The organism is Methanosarcina flavescens, assembly GCF_001304615.2.
Classification (GTDB): domain Archaea; phylum Halobacteriota; class Methanosarcinia; order Methanosarcinales; family Methanosarcinaceae; genus Methanosarcina; species Methanosarcina flavescens.
Genome location: NZ_CP032683.1, coordinates 1980108 through 1998178, shown reverse-complemented (window position 1 = coordinate 1998178; position 18071 = coordinate 1980108). Strand labels below are relative to the sequence as shown.

The following is an 18071-nucleotide window of genomic DNA, read 5'->3' as shown; positions in this document are numbered from 1 at the left end:
TTCTTGAATAAAGTCAGATAAATTAACGAAAGAAAAATTCAGTAGAATAAGCATTTATAGTCGAATACACAAAATTTCAGGTTCCAGCCAGAACAGTGAATTTGCGTACTCTGTAAAGCTAATTTCTACTGAATCTATTTAATGACAATAGAGATTGCTCATATTTTTGTAGGGGAAAAAAGGAGCATTTTTAAACCTTATTTTTTATATTTTTAGTAAACGCTAGTTTGAGGATTTCTTCAAAGCTGTAGAATATTACCTTTCTCAGGCAAATTTCAGGATTATACTCCAGAATCATATTCTACTATTAAAATTACCTCCCTGAAAAGAGGGAGCTATTCAGGGAGAAATGGAGGGATTTGTGGATTTTTAAAAAGGCCAGATCCGGCTTCTACTCAAGGAAGTCCAGGCTCTGAACCGTTTTTTGGGAGTAAAACACACCTGTGGATATCCTGAAACCAGGTCCGTACATCCCTTAACAAATATAATGGAGCCCCTTAACTTCTGAGAAGCCTGAGTTTTTGGCCTATCTGCAATAAGAGATAAAAGCTAATCATATATATACTTTATCATTATAGTTTTGGTTATCAGGCTATAGTATATATATTTTTGGATTTTTAGAGAGCGTTAGATGGAAGCATATATATAATATATTTTGAAACCTGTATTGGAAGGAGGAAAAGCCTCAAAGAACTGCAGAGATTATAAAAATTAAAAGGTGTCAGAGATGCTTAAGATTAACAAAAAGTTAAGAAAAATTAGAAATCAATTTTTCGAGCTGGATTCTGTAATTGGCAGCATCCTTAAGACAAGCGTCGGTTTCGGAGATTTTCACAATAAGGCGAGCAACATCTTCATCCGTTTCTCCCGAATTTACAAGAGCCTCACAAAGTCTCTCAAGAATCTCTGTTCCTGACAGCCCTTTTTCGACTATCATTTCGTCAATAAGCTGCCGCCCTCTGGAAAAATCTCCAGAAAGAGCCGCAGAAAGCAGATTATCTATATTTTCGTCCCCGCCTTTCAGACTGGCTTCATATACCATCTCTTCGGTAATTACCAAACCATGTGCAAGCAGGGAAACAAGCTGCAGAGTTTGCACCGCTTTTGCAACATTTCCCCCTGCAGAATAGAGGATCGCATCTAATGCGTCTTCCGAAAGCTCCAGTTTCTCAGCACAGCCGATTTTTTCGAGATGGGTTTTCAGAACAGAATCAGGTACATATGTGAAAAAAATTTGAAGGCCTCTTGAGCGGAGCGGAGCAATAAGCTTGGAAGGTTTGGTAGTGGAAAGAATAAACCTGCACGTTGCACTATACTTCTCCATAATTCGCCTGAGGGCATTCTGTGCGTCTGAATTGAGGGATTCGGCATTATCGATGTAGATCAACTTATAATCGGCATCAATTGAAGCCATCCCTGCATATTCGTTGATAATCTCCTTAAAAACATCAATTACGCTTCTGTAGATTTTCTTTGGATCATCAGTGCCCAGAATGCGTACAAAACGTTTATCCCGAACCAGATAACGTTTTCCCTGGTCAAAAAAGTCCGAAGCATTAAAGTACGTAAAATTGTTTTTCCAAGTATTTCCGTAAAGCTGCCTGGCGAGAGCAAGAGAAGCTGTCGTTTTTCCGGAGTCTTCAGGACCATATAAAATAAGGTGGGGTAAAGTCCCTGACTGTGCCAGTTCGGAAAGCGTGGCTACGGCCTGTTCGTTTCCAAGCATTTCCTCCAGGGTAAGTGCCCTGTATTTCAAAGTCCAGAGATCCTGCATACCTTCCACCTTATTTTTAGTTTTTGAATACCAATTTGAGGATCTTTATCTTTTCCCTCAAACTTACTCGGTTATACTTCCGTTTCCGCTCTCAGCTACATTGAGGAACTCTTTGATCACTACAGCGTAAACAGGCCTTGCAATAACCACTCCAATCAAGACACCAATGATAGTAGTAATAGCAAACCCTTTAAGAGTTCCGAAGCCCATAACCACCAGAGGAGCCATTGCAATAACCGTTGTGGCAGCTGCTCCAAAGATAATTGAGAAAGCTTTTCCTATCCTAGAGACAAAAACCTTCGTAGTAGGCAGTTTGCCTTCGTAAAGCACCTCATCAGTAATAATTACCAGGTGATCAATCCCCGTACCTATGGCAGCGATAATACCTGCAATTGATGCCAGGTCAAGTTGCCAGCCTATAACTGCTGCAACTCCTAGAATCATAATAACTTCACTGAAAGAAGTCCCAACCATAGGTATCAGAATTTCAGACCTCTTATATCTGAAATAAACCACGGCTGCTACTGCAATAAGGGAGATAATGCCTGCAATCACGGATGCGGTTTTAAACTGAGAACCAAGCCCCGCGTCGACATGCCCTGAACCTACAAGTACGACATTGACAGGAAGAGCCCCTGCCCTGAGATGGATCTGAAGGGCTTTAGCTTCGGCTTCGGCAGCTTCATCCGGACCTGTGGAAGCTTCCCAGGAATAGATTGGGGCTTCCCTCAACCTGGCGGCCGCATCCGGGCTCAAAGGGGCCCCGTAAATTTTGACATCATCCAGGTACATGTTCAGGTAATGTTCGTCCGGATTATCAATTGCCCCAGTTTCGAGTGAGGCCTTCTGGAGTGCCCGTGCTCCGTTTTCATTGAGGGTAAAAGGGGTATGCCACATTCCATCATGGAAACTCGGAATTCCCACACTTACAATAGAGTCACCATAAAGCACGTGTCGAGTTTCATTTCCTGTTGTCTGAATTCGGATCTCAAACTTTCCTGGTTTTTCGGCAATTTCCTTGGCAGTCGCAAGATCAATGCCTGCAAAATCAATAAGAATATATTCATCTCCTACAGTCCTGACAGGAATGTCCTTCAGGCCAAGAGAGTTGAGCTTATCACTGAGAATTTCTTTTGTCAGATCTCTTGTCTCGCGGGTGACTCCTTCTTTATAAGTTGAAGTCCCATCTTCGTTCTTAACGATTGATCCTCCAAAATTTTCCAGAAGGTCCTCAAGCTGCTGCTCAGAAACTGCAGTTCTTATCTCATAAACAGTTCCGTCCTCAGTACGGAATGGGACTACCTCTGTATCAAGGGACTTTGAAAGATAGGTTGTAATCATAGCTTCCTTACTGGTATCAGAGATAGTTACTTGAGTTTGAGTATCACTCAGCTTATCTACATTTACAGTGCCCAGTTCAAGAGATTCAATCTGGGATACACTAACCGGAGCAGAAGTTGTAAAGGTTACAGATTTACCGGCAGAATCTGAGCCTCCCATATCAAGGTTATTACTTGTGACTTCAATAGGGGCACCAATTACCGGCTCGATTATTCCGCTGACCAGTTCTTCGGTATTTACATTTATCTGGGCAAGTGCTCCCTCGAGTTTAATCTGTAGCCAGGAACCACCTTCAAGGTCAAGTCCGAAATTCAGGTTAGTAGTCACTCCTTCTCCGGGAGTATAGCTTGGATGTATTGCCACTATAGAACCAAGCAGGAGGAGGGTGAAGATAATGACTCTTACATTTTTAAAAAGACCTTTTATATCGCTCATCTATTATACCTCCCTCTGAATTCGGGCTTTGATACATACCAGCGTAAAATTCCCGTATTCAGGAGCCAGGTATTCGTCATATCCGCAATAAGCCCTGCAATCAACACAATTGAAATCTGCGAGAGCAATGTAATTTGTGTAAATGAAGGGATTACAAGGTAGGAATAAGTTGAGACTATGTACATAACTGCAAGCGCTGCAAGGGTTGTAGTAGTCATAGTAATACCGGTTTTCATAGCCCGAGAAATTTTTTCTTCTATCGTGCCCCGGCGTTTAAGAACTCTATTTGTGAGCAAAACATCACTATCTACAGAATAACCGATAAGCATGAGCAGGGCGGCAAGTGTTCCCAGGGAGAGTTCTATCCCTGCAACCTTCATGAAAGCCATAGCAATCACTATGTCTGAAAAGGCCGCAAATATTACTACAAAGGAAGGTATAAGGGTCCGAAAGAGTAAGAATACTACAAGAGACATCCCTATAAAGGAAATGATAAGAGCCTGGACAGCCTGTACCTGCAGATCACGGCCATAGATCGGTCCAACCTGCTGGATCTGCACATTCGAGTAACGGCTCGTAATATCATTTTCAAGTTGATGTTGCTGTTCATTGTCCATGACCCCGAATTGCATAATAACCCTGCTTCCAGCCTGCCGGACATCCGTGAGATCGTAAGAAGAATACATTTCCTCAAGCTTAGCAGGAGAGTCAGTCGTCTCTACCGAAATTTGGGTACCACCCTGGAATTCCATTCCCAGGTCTACTGGCGACCCACTACTTATAAAGGAAACCAGCAGTATTGCTAGAGAAACTGCGAGTATCGCGAGGGGGATTGCCAGCAACTGGCGATTATCGTGAGTTTTCACGAAATTATCTAAAAGTTCGGTCAAACCTGTTGCCATAATTTAATACTCCGGATACATGCATCTGTTATTTTATTGAACTTATCCGAACAGCTCTTTACATCTGATATACATTTCAGATATATGATAGAGAACGCGAAATTTGTAACCAGATTTAGAATCAGATTTGTTTGAGGATCTTCAACCTATCCTGGCTATTCGGGTTCAGGTAAGGGGATAATGTTCTGGACGTTCTGGATGTTCTAATACTATAATAGATCAATATTATAATAAGTCAATATTATAATTAAGTTAATATTATAATTAGGTTAATATTATAATTAAGTTAATATTATAAATAAGTTAATTTGTTTTAATTCTGTATTCTCACAGATTATATTAATTCTTTCTTGAAAACCAATTTTTCTCTATATCGTTAGTTCATTCCACTTAAAATTAACTCTTAAAAATGGCACATTTTCTAACGTTACAGCTATATACCAGTTACTGTTCATTACAAATAATGATAGAAAGACCTTCCCTTGACAAATATTTTCTTGAGATTGCCTTCGTGGTAGGCAAACGGGCAACCTGCCTCCGAAATAATGTGGGGGCTGTGATCGTCCGGGATAAAAGAATCCTCTCAACCGGATACAATGGAGCACCCAGTGGCATGGAACACTGCCTTGAAATCGGATGTATTCGGGATATGGAAAAGATCCCTTCAGGCACGAGACAAGAGAAATGCAGGGCAGTGCATGCAGAGCAGAATGCAATTATCCAGGCCGCAATCCATGGAGTAAGTATAGCAGGAGCAACTATTTATTGCACACATCAGCCCTGTATTCTTTGCACGAAAATGATTATCAACTCAAATATCAAAAGAGTGGTATATGCAACTTTCTATCCTGACACAGATTCACTTAAGTTTTTCAAGGATGCGGGTGTGGAAGTGGAATATATGCCTTTTAAACTGAAACATGAGATCTCAGGTGGAAATGACTTACAGGACTTAACAACCTCCTGAACTCATTATCCAGAAAAGATAAATTAACGGTTTGGATCGTAAGGAGAAAGAGGTGTACCGATGTCTCAAGAACTAAAAGCTAGACCAACAAAGGTAGAAGATTTAATTGAGTATCAGGAAGGAGCTGTTGTAAGTAAAGAGCTTATCCGTAAGGATACCGGGACAGTGACCATATTTGCTTTTGACAAAGGAGAAGGACTGAGTGAGCATACTGCCCCCTTCGACGCCATGGTTCAGGTAATGGATGGGAAAGCAGAAATCACCATCTCCGGGAATAAAAATGTTCTGGAGAAAGGGGATATGATCATAATGCCTGCTGGAGAACCTCACTCACTTCATGCCCTGGAAAGATTCAAGATGATTCTAACTATGATCAGATCTTAATACTATTGAGCTCTTACTATTGAGTTCCATTTAACTTGCCATAAACTATCTAAGTAAAAAGTTGAATAGTCTAGTTGGATAGTTTGATACTGCAAGATTCTTAAACGGTATTTTTGAGATTCTTGAGGCAGGTACCCGAATTCTGAAGTTCTTCCCTCTTGAATTCAACTCTTTTTTTGCAGGCAGCGGAGCCCTTTTTTAATTATGTCCTGTTCTTCAGGGCGGTACATTTCCTTTATATAGGTCTCCTTATCACAATAGTAATCTAGCCCGCGAATGACAACCACCGGAATCCCGTCCGCGCCTTCTCCCATCAGAAGGTTTGCGGCACCTGCAAGTTCATCGGCAATTGCTTCTTCCGTGATTTCAAGGTCTTTTCCAAAAAGATCTTTTTCCCCGATCCAGCGTTTTACAGGTTTTATTTTATAAATCCCTATAGCAATTCCAGTCTGTCCTATCTTGAAAGCTCTCCCGTTTGTGTCCGTGACAATAACACTTAATTTTTTCCCACTCAGCTTTTCGAGCTCCTGACCAAGCCTTGAAGCGCTGGCATCCGGGCTTTCTGGAGGGTAAAGCAAAAATCCATTTTCAATGTTTGACTCGTCAATTCCTGCGTTTACACAGGTATGCCCTGAGAGAGTTGTCACAAGCATAAAGGGCTTCTCCACAAGGACTTCCCTGCTACGGGAAAGTACAGCCTCGATGAACCTGGCATCTTTTCCGGCCCGTGCTGCGATTTCAAGTGATATCTTCCCTGGGGTAATATCCTCGAGCCTGAAGATCTCTCCTTCAGCTTTAGCAACAACGGTCGAGGCAGCGATAACAATGTCCCTGTCCTGAAGCTCAATATTCTCACAGATTATTGAGGGCAGGTTGTCCCCGGCATGTATAAGGGGAATATTCTCAACGGCTATGGCTTCAAATTTCAAGTGTTTTCCTCAAAAGTCTTTGAAACAAATAAGAGCAACTAAATTCTATTCCTTTAGATACAAGAAGTAATCCATTAAACCAATAATTTGCAGCAGTAAAGGCAGTAACCATAAATAAGACCACCGATATAATGGGTCTTGCGGCGATGATGAGAGTTACCCCAGCTGAGCAAAAGATGATGAGAGCAATTTCCTGATGCCGCGCTTTTCACATATTTTCGATGCCTTATTTTTTCAGTTACAGTGAATTCTGGTTTAACAACTTTCTATTCTTACATAAATTTTTTACTTTCCTTACTTACTGATAATACCTTTTTCAGGAGAGATTTAAGAGCCTTTATCTGCTTGCAAGCCAAATTTAATAGGGGTGCTAACATTACCCAGTATGACCTGAATGAAATTATAAGAAAAATAAAGGATAAAGAGCCTTTTCAGCTAAAGAACAACAAACGAAGTAGAGTCTGGAGTTTAAGAGTTATCATAAGCAAACTGTATTACTCGCTGGATTATGAGAACGAGCCTCAGGCTACCAGACAAAAAGTAACCCAGCTTCTTCTTTATCACGGGCAGTTTAGCAGGGAAGAAATTGATGAAATTTTTCAGTTGTCAGCAAAGGAAACGACTGAGTATTCAACGGAATTTCTAAAACAGCACCCTGAAGTTGTGCAGGCTGAAGCCCTGAAAAGTAATGAATTTCCTGACGAAGTAGAAGGAAAAGAAGAAGAGAGAATCAAGGAAATAAAATACATATTTCCACACTATCGCTGAATGTCAGCTGAATATATATATTTTAACAAATTGGCAACTGGACAGAAAGATGACGAAAAGCTGATAGTCAGATAAATATGTGAATTGACAGAAAAATTAGCAAGAGACATTTATATTATATTTACGTATCTAATTTCTCGGAAGAGAGTAGCTATTTTGGAAATTTACTGAATGTTGCCAGTTTATGGAAAGAAAGCCAATACTTTTATAATTTTTTGTCAATTTAGAAGTAAAGTTAATCTACAAAAACCAAAATAGGGTCTTGTAAATTCTTTAATCAATGGAAGATAACTTTATATCTGTTCATTGCTAATTCCTATGCTCTGGCTTAATAGTATAATAATATATATTAAGATATAATATCTCAAATCTGTTCAATAATCAAGATGATATGAGAAACTATGGAAGGTACTGGAGATAGAAATAAAGAGACTCTTTTCAGTTATGAGGAAGACGAAGATACCAGATACTCCCGAGCAGCCCATGTAACAAAAGTTTCAATGGCTTTAAACTTTTTATTGACTGGTTTTAAATTTGTTACAGGGATTGCAGGAAACAGTTCAGCAATGATTGCTGATGCAACTCATTCTTTATCCGACTTCATGACTGACATTGCTGTAATAGTGGGTTTAAGGGTTGCTACGAAACCTGGGGACAGTACGCACAATTACGGGCACGGAAAAATTGAGACTTTAGCCGCTGCATTTATTGGGCTTGTCCTTGCCGTAGTGGCGCTTGGAATTTTTTGGGGTGGGCTTGAGAAAGTTTTTATGTTTTTCCGGGGAGAGACACTTCCAGCTCCAAGTTCAATCGTACTTATTGCGGCAGTTCTCTCAATTGTGTTAAAGGAATGGCTCTACCGTTATACCATAACATCTGCCAGAGAACTTAAGAGCGATGCCCTTATTGCAAACGCCTGGCACCACCGTTCTGATGCCTTCTCTTCCATAGGAACTATGATTGGAATCGGGGGCGCAATCCTTCTTGGAGGAAAGTGGGTCGTGCTTGATCCAGTAGCTGCAATTATACTGAGCTTCTTTATCTTTAAAGTTGCATTCGATATCTCTTATAAAAATCTCAATGAACTGCTGGAAGCTTCGCTTGATTCCGAGACTTATAGAAGTATTGAAGAGATACTCATCTCCACCGAAGGAGTTTTAGGCTTCCATGATCTAAAAACCCGAAAAATAGGGAATGCCATGGCTGCAGATGTCCATATTGAAGTTGACCGGGATTTAAGTCTAGTGGATGCACATGAAATCTCAACACAGATAGAAAACAGGTTAAAGGAAACCTGCGGAAAAAACGGCCACTTCTCAATCCATGTAGAGCCATGTTTTGATTCCGAGTATTATACTCGACATGTCAGAAGCCAAAAATAGGATAAGACCATGAGATAAAACTTAGGAACCGGATTGGGAGACCTCTTTATTAGTGTCTAAAATATAGGGCAGCTATTCAGCTGATTAACCGGGACAGAACTCTAAAATTGGGTTTAAAATTGGGTTTGGATCGGGATAAGACAGGCAATTTTACAGAATAATTCAAAAAGAAAAAGCTGTGAGTCTCACCCACAGCCTTACATTACATTAAAGTCCATCTTCCCGCTCTGAGAAGATTATTCGATAGCTATTCTCTTTGACGGCTCTTCAAGCTGCATTTTCGGCAGCGTTATTGTCAAGACGCCATTTTCCATTTTTGCAGTGCTTCCTTCTTCCTTAACGCTCGAAGGCAGACGGACTGCCCTGTAGAACTGAGTGTATGCCCTCTCACGGCGAATGTATCCTTCTTCTTCAGTCTCTTTTTCCTTCCCGGTCTTTGCTCTTATCTCAAGCATGTCTTCTTTAAGGTTGATTTCAACATCCTCTTTATTGATACCGGGGAGGTCGGTTGTGACTACAAGTTTGTCTTCTTCTTCCTTAATGTCAACAGCAGGTGTATAGACCCTTCCGCCCCCCCATTCTTCCATCGGCATAAAATCTTCAAATAACTGGTTGAGGCGCTCCTGTGTTCTTCTTATCTCTTCAAAGGGGTCCCAGCATGCAGGACCTGAAAATGTTCTTCTCATAGGCCATCTCATATTTAAAATACCCCCTAAGTTAAAATGACAACACAGAATTTTATGTGCTATTCTGAATATATTGAGAAAGGATATATATATTTTCCTGAGTAATTTCAAAAAATGTGGCATGAAAAAGAACCTGAATGATAAAGAGAAAAAAGAGAAAAAAGTCCCAAAAAATTCAGAGAAGGAAGTCTCCGGAAAATTCAAAGGAACTGAGCAAATAGAACATAAAATGAAGAAAGAAGGAAAGGCAGTTATTTAGCCTTTACAAGCATTCCTATCAGGTTCGAAGCCTTTACAAGACCCAGGGAACCTTTTTTAGCCGAGTCCTCATCAAAAGTCTGTACTCCGTCGGATTCCTTGTTGTCAGTTCTGTAGATTGCAAAGGGAATCGGGTCTTGAGTGTGAGTCTTTATGGAAATTGGAGTTGGATGATCAGGCAGTATGAGAATTGTAAAGGGCTCGTCTGAAGTCTGGGCATGCTTGAGGATAGGAGCTACTATTCGGCTATCGAAGTCTTCGACAGCTTTTAGTTTTTTATCAACACTTCCCTCATGTCCGGCTTCATCCGGAGCTTCCACGTGGACAAAAACAAGGTCCTTGGTTTTAAGAACCTCAATTGCAGCATTTGCCTTCCCTTCGTAATTAGTATCCAGATAACCCGTTGCTCCCTCAACTTCAATTACATCCAGACCTGCATAAATTCCAATGCCTTTCAAAAGATCGACTGCTGAAATTATTGCCCCGGTTTTCCCATACAATTCTTGAAACGGAGTAAACTCTGGAGCATGTCCCTGACCCCAGACCCAAATGGAGTTTGCAGGATTCTTGCCTCCTTCAACCCTTTTCAGATTAACGGGGTGCAGTTCAAGCACAATCATAGACGCTTTGATCCGGTCGGAAAAGAAGGCTCCATCCTTTCCTCTGGGCAGATATTTATCAATTTTCTTTCCTGTAATGTCATGAGGAGGAGTACAATCCGTTTCAGCCCCCAGGTTCTTTCTGGCAACCATCAGGTGCCTGTAGCTGATTCCCGGGTAAAAACTCAACTCATCTGTGCCGAGTTCCGCGTCAAGTGTCTCAATGAGAATCTTAGCTTCTTCACTGCTGATATGCCCTGCGCTGTAATCTTTTATTCTTCCATGCTCAATAGTAATAAGATTGCATCTGAAAGCCACATCATCAGGTGCAAGAGCCACACCCATGCTGGCAGCTTCCAGAGGAGCCCGACCAGAGTAATACACCGCCGGATCGTACCCGAGAATAGACATATTTGCGACATCGCTTCCTGGGGGAAAACCTTCAGGTATAGTTTTTGCATGCCCGGCTTTCCCGTGAGCAGCAATATAATCCATAGCAGGGGTTCGAGCTGCCTGGAGAATGGTCTTTCCGCCCAGTTTCTCTATAGGGTAATCAGCCATTCCGTCTCCTATAAGTACAGCGTATTTCATTACTTCACCTGTCTCCAACTGTTTTAGTCATTCATCTCGGGAATTGAATATATTGTTTTCTACCAGATGCCTGTAACCGAAATTTACAGAACATTTGTCAGCAGGTTTTTCTGTTTATCCAGAAATTTAATTTCTAAACTCATTTTACACAAACATTATAATATAGTATCCATATCCTATACACACAGCTTCTCAGCATAATATATAAATGGCAAAAGAGCTGGCATATAGCTCTCTACAAAGAATTATTTTGTTGAGATATACTTTATAGACCTGTAGAATTTCCGGACTATTATTCATTCTTATCCGAATAATGAGGAAAGTTAAAACTAAATTATCAGTTTAAGTAAATTGTGTGAGCATTCCTAGTTATGTGAGTTTTACCAGTTATGTAAGTATTACCAGTTAATGTTAAAACGTGGTCCGATCATGAAAATTGTAATGAAATTTGGAGGAACTTCTATTGGGGACGGGAAAAAAATCCGTCATGTTGCCCAGCTCTTGAAAAGGTATCATGAGGAAGGCAACCAGATTGTGGTAGTAACCTCGGCGCTCGGTGGAGTGACTGATGGGCTTCTGGAAAATGCACTTTTTGCCTCAACAAAAGGCAAAATAGCCCTTGTGAAGGAGTTTAAAACAGAAATCACAAATAAACACCACGAAGCCGTGAAGGATGCCATTGATGACCCAACCGTCGCAAAAGAAGTTATCCAGACTCTTGACCTCCGCATTGACGAGCTTGAAAAAGCCCTGATCGGGATCTGCTATCTTGGTGAGCTTACACCAAGGTCAATTGACTACATCTGCTCTTATGGAGAACGGCTAGCTGCTCCAATCGTTTCAGGAGCTATCCGTTCCCTTGGAATTTCATCAACCGAATTCACAGGTGGAGAAGCAGGGATTATAACCTCATCAGATTACGGAAATGCCAGGCCCCTTGAAAAAACCTACGAACTTGTGAAAAAGAGACTTGAATGCAGACTCGGATCCCAGATTATAGTGGTTACAGGATTTATAGGAGAAAATGAGGACGGGATCATTACCACACTGGGAAGAAGCGGGTCTGATTTCTCAGCTTCTATCCTTGGTGCAGCCCTGAAAGCCGATGAGATCTGGCTCTGGAAAGAAGTGAGCGGAATCATGACTACCGACCCGAGGATCGTACCAGAAGCAAGGACTATCCCTCAAATTTCTTACGCCGAAGCCATGGAACTTTCTTATTTTGGAGCAAACGTACTGCACCCGCGCACGATTGAACCCGCTATGCGTGAACATATTCCTGTGCGGGTTAAGAATACTTTTGAACCTGAGTTACCTGGCACACTCGTGGTTGCGGAAAAGTTTCAGTGTCGGCACGTTGTGAAAGCTGTAAGCCTGATCAAAAACGTAGCTCTCATCAATATTGCAGGCGCAGAGATGGCAGGAGCAGTCGGAACTGTAGCCAGGCTCTTTACAGCACTTGCGAGGGCAGGCGTTAATGTAGTTATGATCAGCCAGGGATCTTCCGAATCCAATATTTCTTTCGTGGTCAGTGAGACACATTTAGAGCCCGCTTTAAAAGCTCTCCATGAAGAATTCAACCGGGAAATCGTAAAAGAGATCACTTCGGACAGAAACGTTTGCGTGGTTGCAGTCGTAGGCGCAGGTATGGCAGGGACTCCAGGCGTAGCAAAGCGGGTCTTCGGAGCGCTTGGAAATTCTATGATTAATATTATCATGATCAGCCAGGGATCTTCTCAGTACAATATCTCTTTTGTTGTGCGGGAAGATGATGCATTTGCCGCAGTCAAGACCCTACACGATGAATTCGAATTATATAACGGAAATGGAATTGAAAAACAGCTTTAAAATAGGCAGGGAGGGGTAGAAATGAGCGAAAAGCACTTAACATACGCAGATTCAGGCGTAGATATTGCCAAAGAAGAAAAAACGGTCAAAACACTTATTGAAAAGCTCAGCTACGTTCGAAAAGGCATAGGAGCCCCCCTTACAGGAATAGGGCATTATGCAGGGCTTCTTGACTTCGGAGAATATGCCCTTGCCCTGACAACGGATGGAGTAGGCTCAAAAGTTCTTATTGCAAACGAAATGCAGCGCTGGAACACAGTAGGCATAGACTGTATCGCAATGAATGTTAATGACCTTCTGGCCATAGGAGCCGAACCTGTAGCTTTTGTAGATTATCTTGCCGTGGAAAAGCATGAAGAAGGCTTTGCCGCCCAGATAGGAGAAGGGCTGGTAAAAGGCGCAGAAATCTCCAGAATGTCCATTGTAGGAGGAGAAACCGCAACCCTTCCCGGAATAATTAAAGGTTTCGACCTTGCAGGTACATGCCTGGGAATTGTCAGGAAAGACCAGATTGTCGAGGGAGGAAAAGTCAGCGTAGGTGATGTGATTGTAGGTATCCCGAGTTCAGGCATTCACAGCAATGGATACACTCTGGTAAGGAAGATCATTGAGGAATCCGGCTACTCTTACCATGATCCATGTCCGTATGACAGTTCAAAAACAATAGGAGACGAGCTCCTGACTCCAACAAGAATTTACATTGAGATTCTTGACGTCCTCAAGGCATGCGAAGTCCACGGGCTTGCCCACATAACAGGCAGCGGACTTTTGAAACTGAGAAGAGTGACAAAACTCGGGTTTAATTTCTACGATCCCCTGGAGCCTCAGGAGATCTTCAAATTCCTTCAGAAGGAAGGCGGGGTAGAAGATCTTGAGATGTACAGAACCTTCAACATGGGCATGGGCTTCCTTATCATCCTGCCGGAAAAAGACGCTGCAAAAGCTGTAGAAATTACCGGTGGAAAAATCGTAGGGAAAATTGTAGAAAGCGGAATCAGGGTCAAAGACCTGGTAATAGAATGAAAACACAAGATATAATTATCAAAACCTCAAGGAAAATAAGAGGAATTTTTTCCCAGACATTTTTCTTCCATACTCACATTTTCTATCCTTTTCCCTCCAAACTTAAATTTTCTATCCTTTTCACTCCAAACTTAAGTTTTCTATCCTTTTCACTCCAAACTTAAATTTTCTATCCTTTTCCCTTCCGTGCTTAAATTCTCTATTTTTCCCTTCCGTACTTAAATTTCCTATTCTTTCTTATGTTGAGATCTCAACTCTTCTCTATTTTTGGAAACTTTTCCCATTATTCTGTCATCTTGATTACATGCAGTTTCCTGGATTTCATTCTTTCCACATATCCTGATAACTGGTTGCAGGTGTTCTGGGGCGTTTAGGAGGTTTGCCTTTCTTCGGTGAGAGTGCTCCCATCTCCTTCTCGGTCTCCCTGAGCCTGTTGATCTCCTTTACACTGTCCTCATTTTCGATGCTCAGGACGAAGCTTCCGTGACAGGGCTTTGTATAGGGGAAAATCAGAGCATTGCCCTTTGCGCCCACTGCAATGGGCGGCACTCCTATTATGTAGTAATCTTTAAAGATTTTGTAGCCAGGGGATACATAGTAAACCTCATCAGAGTTTTTCTCAATGTACTCTCTAGCTTCCTTAAAGCTTATCCTTTGCAGAAGGATTTCATACTTCATCTGCTCAATACAGCTCATTTAACTATCTCCTCAATTACCTTATCCAGCTTATTCTTGAGCCGGATAGGATTATGAACATCGCTTGCGACTATTTTCACACAGTCGAACTCAATGGCTCTTTCGAGAGCCTCCGCATTCTTGCCAAAAATTACAGAGTACATTCTGGCCTTAGAAATGGCGCTCATTGTCGCTGCAAAAGTCAATCCAGAGTCGTTGTGCATAAAGGCAAAGCAGATATCGAAATCCAATCTTTTCTCAATAATATCCTCCAGGGTTTTGTCGAGATTTACCATCTTTTTTACATAATAGCCATCGAAATCCGAAACTTTTACAAGCTTGATTACGGCATTATTCCCAGCAACAGTCACATCAAATCCTGACTTATTGAGCTTGTGGGAAAGATACAGGGCAATACTTGTTTGAATTGGGACCTCAGGACATCCCATCATAAGAAGCACTTTTGCGCCAGTCATTAAATTTCATCTCTAACAGGTTTTATCTTTAAGAATGTAGGGTTAATCCTAATTTCAACCTTTGCAATTAAAGCTTTGGTATAAATTCTTAAAAGTAGGATAATACTTTAATTCAGCCAGTTTATGTTTCCAGGTTTCATTCTCTTAAAATCTAATTTTAATATTATTTCAGTTTTAAAATTCCATAGCAAGTCTTATCTCAATTTTTCCAGAATATAATTTTAGCCGCTCCCATTTATCGGCTCTGTAGAAATCCTCTGAAATAACCAATCTTAACAAATTAAAACTGAATTGCCTGATTCAATTTTGCTGAGAACTTTAAGTCTATTAATGACGATTAAGTAGGTTTTCTACAGAGCCCATTTATCAATAATTTATATATTAAATTGTTGACATCAGGTTTAAACCTCTTACTCTTCCAGGTGATATTTATTCCCATTTTCTATCATCTGGTGTCTGAGACGATATAGGAAGAGTGGATAGAATAACCTGGATCAGGTAACGGTTTGCAGAATCTTTACAGAATCTTATAACCCTTTTTCAGAATGAAATGCCTAATATATTATTTTTTTATATTTTAATTTATGAAAATAATAGCAGTTAATTAAGGGATTAATGGCTGTTAGAGCATTGGAGCTGATATAAGGACATAAAGGGTGCAGAATGGCGTGCTTAAGAGAATACAGATATGAAATTCTCCTGAAAAATGCAACTCCAAAAAATGCGAAAATTACATTAAAGAGCATTCTGAGGACGTATACCTTGTGCCTGGTGGGTATAAGGTAAAGGTATTACCTTGCTTGGTATGACATCCCCTGTTGGCTTCTCAAGAACTGATATTATATTCCAGTTTATAAAGCCCTGCTTCGGATTCTTCGTAATTAAACTGGAGAACGAAGTTGAGGAAATACAAAAACTCGGGAATCAGTATAAAAAGGACAAAAATGTAAAAAAAATAAAGTGAGAGTTAATAAACCGACTGCCGGCTGTGGCTGTTTATTGCGTGTAAATGTCTATTTTATTGAGAGTTAACTTATGTTTATTTCTGGTATTTGTTTAAGTTTATGACATTTTTTGGTTTTTGCCTAAATCTATGACCTTTTCTAGTTTTTATCCTGTTTTTTATTTCAGGCTTTCACTTTTTTTGTACATTCAACCCTGCACTTAAAGAATCCGGCTGCAGGGAATTCATGTATAGTAGTTGCAACAATCAAGCCCTCTCCAATCCCTTTTACGACCATTATTGGCCTTCCCTTGTCATCCTTGAGCACGACATCGGCATCGGTCTCTGAAAAGTAACCGTCGCATCCTGCAGGAAGGACAAGGTTTTCCACTAGCTTCTGGGCATCGTGACTACCTACAGGCTGAGGTGTGCATGGGTTCTCTTCCATTATATACTTCAGAGAAAAAGGAAGCCATTCATATTCGTATTCCGGTACCAGGGGACTGAAAACAAGAAGAGTTCCCCCTTTTTTCACGAATTTTTCGAGGGATTGCTTGCCGCGTGCGAGTCCTGTGCCTGTTTTTGTATATTGTTTATTTGCAAAACCTGTCGGCAGGATCAGAACCTTGCAGGCAGGAAAGTAAGGAGTACCAAGGGACGTTGAGAGCGCACGACTGCATTCAAGCCCATACTCCACAAATAGTTTCTCAAAGAGAAGAGGGCAGTCCCAGAGCAAAATTACATCACTCATGAAAAAGGATAGGGAACTCCTACATATGAATTTATCTATCTTAATGAATATTAGAGAATCGATAAAGTCAGGATTCCAGAGTATTCAATTCAGAAAAACAAGTGGAACCTGGCATTTTCCCGAACACGAACAGGATCATATGGGGGTTGGTAGTAACTGTAAAAGGGTAGCCAGTAGACTTGAGGATGTTTGAATAATACTTTGTAATAATCTCACAGACTTTTTTATCAGAATAGTCATGAATGAGTTTCACATATTCTCTGCCTTTTACCGTACAAATTTCAATATCACTACCTATGCTGTCTGTCAGGTAAACTTCTTTGAAAATCATAATATGCTCAGCAAGAGTGAAAGCTTCAGGAGGCTTGCCTGTATCCAGTTCAAAATCCCTTGTTATTTCAGCCAAGGATGGGAGATCCCCTGAGACAAAAGCCTCGAAAGTTTTTCTGTTTATGCTGAGCCTCTGATAATTCTGCTGCTTATAGATTTTGATAAGGTTTTTCCAGAACTCCGGTTTTTTCTGGATTTCCCGGAAGACAATCTCCATTTGCCCAAAATATTTATCAAGTCCTTTAGGGACTTTTTGATAATCAAGAAACTCAAATCTTTTAAAATAAATCTTTGTCACATTTGATTTGCAGAAAAGACCCTGAACATCCAGTTTCATTTGTTTTGCCAGATAAAGAGCCAGGTTGTGAGCCATAATTTCCCTGAAGTAGGGGTTCCCGTTAGAGAGAGTAAGACTTGCAGATTCCGGTTCCGAATCCTGACTATATTCTGCATCAACCTTAATTTTCCAGCCCATTTTTTCGTTGAGCGAGTTTATGTAACTGACAATGTCAGAGATCCGTTTTATTTTATAAGGATTGATTATTTCATATACAATGGATTCATCAATTAATAACCCTGAAGTCTTCTTTATAAGCCATTCAAGCAGCGTATGATGAACAAGAAGGAATTCATCGTCCTCAATCAACTTGTTACGGAATTCAGCATTCTGTGAAACCTTACCTGAGTCCTTTTCCCCACTTTCAACGGTGCTTCCAGCCAGAGAGAGAGAAGCAGTTTCGATAGCATCCCTTATTGCCGCACTTAAATTTCCATTATTTTTCTCCAGAAAGGGTTTTAATTTATCCACGTAGGACTGGTCAATAGAGATATTTTTTCGAACTATCAAGGGAATTCCCTCTTTTGCCTTCTTGAGACCACAAGCAGTTTAAATTTCCTAGCATATGCACATTCTAATTTTCATAAACCAGTTAATAGATTGGTGCTCCTACTTCTTAATATTTTTGCTAGTCATGAAAACAAAAAATTCATGATAAAAGATAATAAAGAA

At 40.7% G+C, this 18071-nt stretch carries 18 protein-coding genes; 8 read left to right on the top strand and 10 right to left on the bottom strand.

Going from position 1 to position 18071, the window contains the following annotated elements; translation table 11 throughout:
* Positions 1–748 precede the first annotated feature (748 nt).
* The 3 genes from AOB57_RS08855 to AOB57_RS08845 form a co-directional block, all read right to left on the bottom strand.
* Complete coding sequence (locus AOB57_RS08855) at positions 749–1774, bottom strand: AAA family ATPase (protein WP_054298915.1); 1026 nt, start codon at positions 1772–1774, stop codon at positions 749–751.
* Positions 1775–1837: 63 nt separating this feature from the next.
* A complete protein-coding gene (locus tag AOB57_RS08850; RefSeq protein ID WP_054298916.1) occupies positions 1838–3550 on the bottom strand; it encodes a preprotein translocase subunit SecD in 1713 nt (570 codons plus the stop codon).
* On the bottom strand, positions 3547–4452 hold the full coding sequence (locus AOB57_RS08845; RefSeq protein WP_054298917.1) for a protein translocase subunit SecF: 906 nt from the start codon (positions 4450–4452) through the stop codon (positions 3547–3549). The genes AOB57_RS08850 and AOB57_RS08845 overlap by 4 nt, the downstream gene beginning before the upstream one ends.
* A 463-nt stretch (positions 4453–4915) precedes the next feature.
* Here AOB57_RS08845 and AOB57_RS08840 point away from each other — a divergent pair, with 463 nt between their 5' ends.
* On the top strand, positions 4916–5419 hold the full coding sequence (locus tag AOB57_RS08840; protein ID WP_054298918.1) for a deoxycytidylate deaminase: 504 nt from the start codon (positions 4916–4918) through the stop codon (positions 5417–5419).
* A gap of 60 nt (positions 5420–5479) precedes the next feature.
* On the top strand, positions 5480–5803 hold the full coding sequence (locus AOB57_RS08835) for a cupin domain-containing protein (protein WP_054298919.1): 324 nt from the start codon (positions 5480–5482) through the stop codon (positions 5801–5803).
* Between the two features lie 164 nt (positions 5804–5967).
* Here AOB57_RS08835 and AOB57_RS08830 read toward each other — a convergent pair whose 3' ends face one another.
* The gene (locus AOB57_RS08830) at positions 5968–6732 is read right to left on the bottom strand and encodes a coenzyme F420-0:L-glutamate ligase (protein WP_054298920.1); all 765 of its coding nucleotides are present in this window, start codon (positions 6730–6732) and stop codon (positions 5968–5970) included.
* 345 nt (positions 6733–7077) lie between these two features.
* Here AOB57_RS08830 and AOB57_RS08825 point away from each other — a divergent pair, with 345 nt between their 5' ends.
* Together AOB57_RS08825 and AOB57_RS08820 are read left to right on the top strand one after the other, a co-directional pair.
* Positions 7078–7500: a hypothetical protein gene (locus AOB57_RS08825; protein WP_226999455.1), complete on the top strand. Its 423-nt coding sequence runs from the start codon at positions 7078–7080 to the stop codon at positions 7498–7500.
* 401 nt (positions 7501–7901) lie between these two features.
* On the top strand, positions 7902–8882 hold the full coding sequence (locus AOB57_RS08820) for a cation diffusion facilitator family transporter (RefSeq protein WP_054298921.1): 981 nt from the start codon (positions 7902–7904) through the stop codon (positions 8880–8882).
* Between the two features lie 236 nt (positions 8883–9118).
* On the opposite strand, the gene AOB57_RS08815 is transcribed toward AOB57_RS08820, so the two are convergent.
* Positions 9119–9580, bottom strand: a complete 462-nt coding sequence (locus tag AOB57_RS08815; protein WP_054298922.1) for an Hsp20/alpha crystallin family protein — start codon at positions 9578–9580, stop codon at positions 9119–9121.
* 61 nt (positions 9581–9641) lie between these two features.
* On the opposite strand from AOB57_RS08815, the gene AOB57_RS08810 reads away from it, so the two are divergent.
* Positions 9642–9827 carry a hypothetical protein gene (locus tag AOB57_RS08810; protein ID WP_054298923.1) on the top strand — a complete coding sequence of 62 codons (186 nt, stop codon included), beginning with the start codon at positions 9642–9644 and terminating at the stop codon, positions 9825–9827.
* Here the strand turns inward: AOB57_RS08810 and AOB57_RS08805 are convergent.
* A complete protein-coding gene (locus AOB57_RS08805) occupies positions 9820–11016 on the bottom strand; it encodes a cofactor-independent phosphoglycerate mutase (RefSeq protein WP_054298924.1) in 1197 nt (398 codons plus the stop codon). The two genes, AOB57_RS08810 and AOB57_RS08805, sit on opposite strands and share 8 nt — an antisense overlap.
* Positions 11017–11445: 429 nt before the next feature.
* Here AOB57_RS08805 and AOB57_RS08800 point away from each other — a divergent pair, with 429 nt between their 5' ends.
* Positions 11446–12864: an aspartate kinase gene (locus AOB57_RS08800; RefSeq protein WP_054298925.1), complete on the top strand. Its 1419-nt coding sequence runs from the start codon at positions 11446–11448 to the stop codon at positions 12862–12864.
* A 21-nt stretch (positions 12865–12885) separates the two neighbouring features.
* The gene (gene purM / locus AOB57_RS08795) at positions 12886–13887 is read left to right on the top strand and encodes a phosphoribosylformylglycinamidine cyclo-ligase (RefSeq protein ID WP_054298926.1); all 1002 of its coding nucleotides are present in this window, start codon (positions 12886–12888) and stop codon (positions 13885–13887) included.
* 321 nt (positions 13888–14208) lie between these two features.
* Here purM and AOB57_RS08790 read toward each other — a convergent pair whose 3' ends face one another.
* Together AOB57_RS08790 and AOB57_RS08785 are read right to left on the bottom strand one after the other, a co-directional pair.
* Complete coding sequence (locus AOB57_RS08790) at positions 14209–14583, bottom strand: DUF1894 domain-containing protein (RefSeq protein ID WP_054298927.1); 375 nt, start codon at positions 14581–14583, stop codon at positions 14209–14211.
* Positions 14580–15038: a DUF1890 domain-containing protein gene (locus tag AOB57_RS08785; protein ID WP_054298928.1), complete on the bottom strand. Its 459-nt coding sequence runs from the start codon at positions 15036–15038 to the stop codon at positions 14580–14582. Before AOB57_RS08785 ends, AOB57_RS08790 begins: the two co-directional genes overlap by 4 nt.
* A gap of 805 nt (positions 15039–15843) precedes the next feature.
* On the opposite strand from AOB57_RS08785, the gene AOB57_RS14550 reads away from it, so the two are divergent.
* A complete protein-coding gene (locus tag AOB57_RS14550) occupies positions 15844–16002 on the top strand; it encodes a DUF1894 domain-containing protein (RefSeq protein WP_264371745.1) in 159 nt (52 codons plus the stop codon).
* A gap of 163 nt (positions 16003–16165) precedes the next feature.
* Here the strand turns inward: AOB57_RS14550 and AOB57_RS08775 are convergent, their stop codons facing one another.
* Positions 16166–16732 (bottom strand): hypothetical protein, encoded by a 567-nt coding sequence (locus AOB57_RS08775; protein WP_054298929.1) that lies wholly within the window; start codon positions 16730–16732, stop codon positions 16166–16168.
* A gap of 67 nt (positions 16733–16799) precedes the next feature.
* A complete protein-coding gene (locus AOB57_RS08770) occupies positions 16800–17909 on the bottom strand; it encodes a hypothetical protein (protein ID WP_054298930.1) in 1110 nt (369 codons plus the stop codon).
* Between the last annotated feature and the right edge of the window lie 162 nt (positions 17910–18071).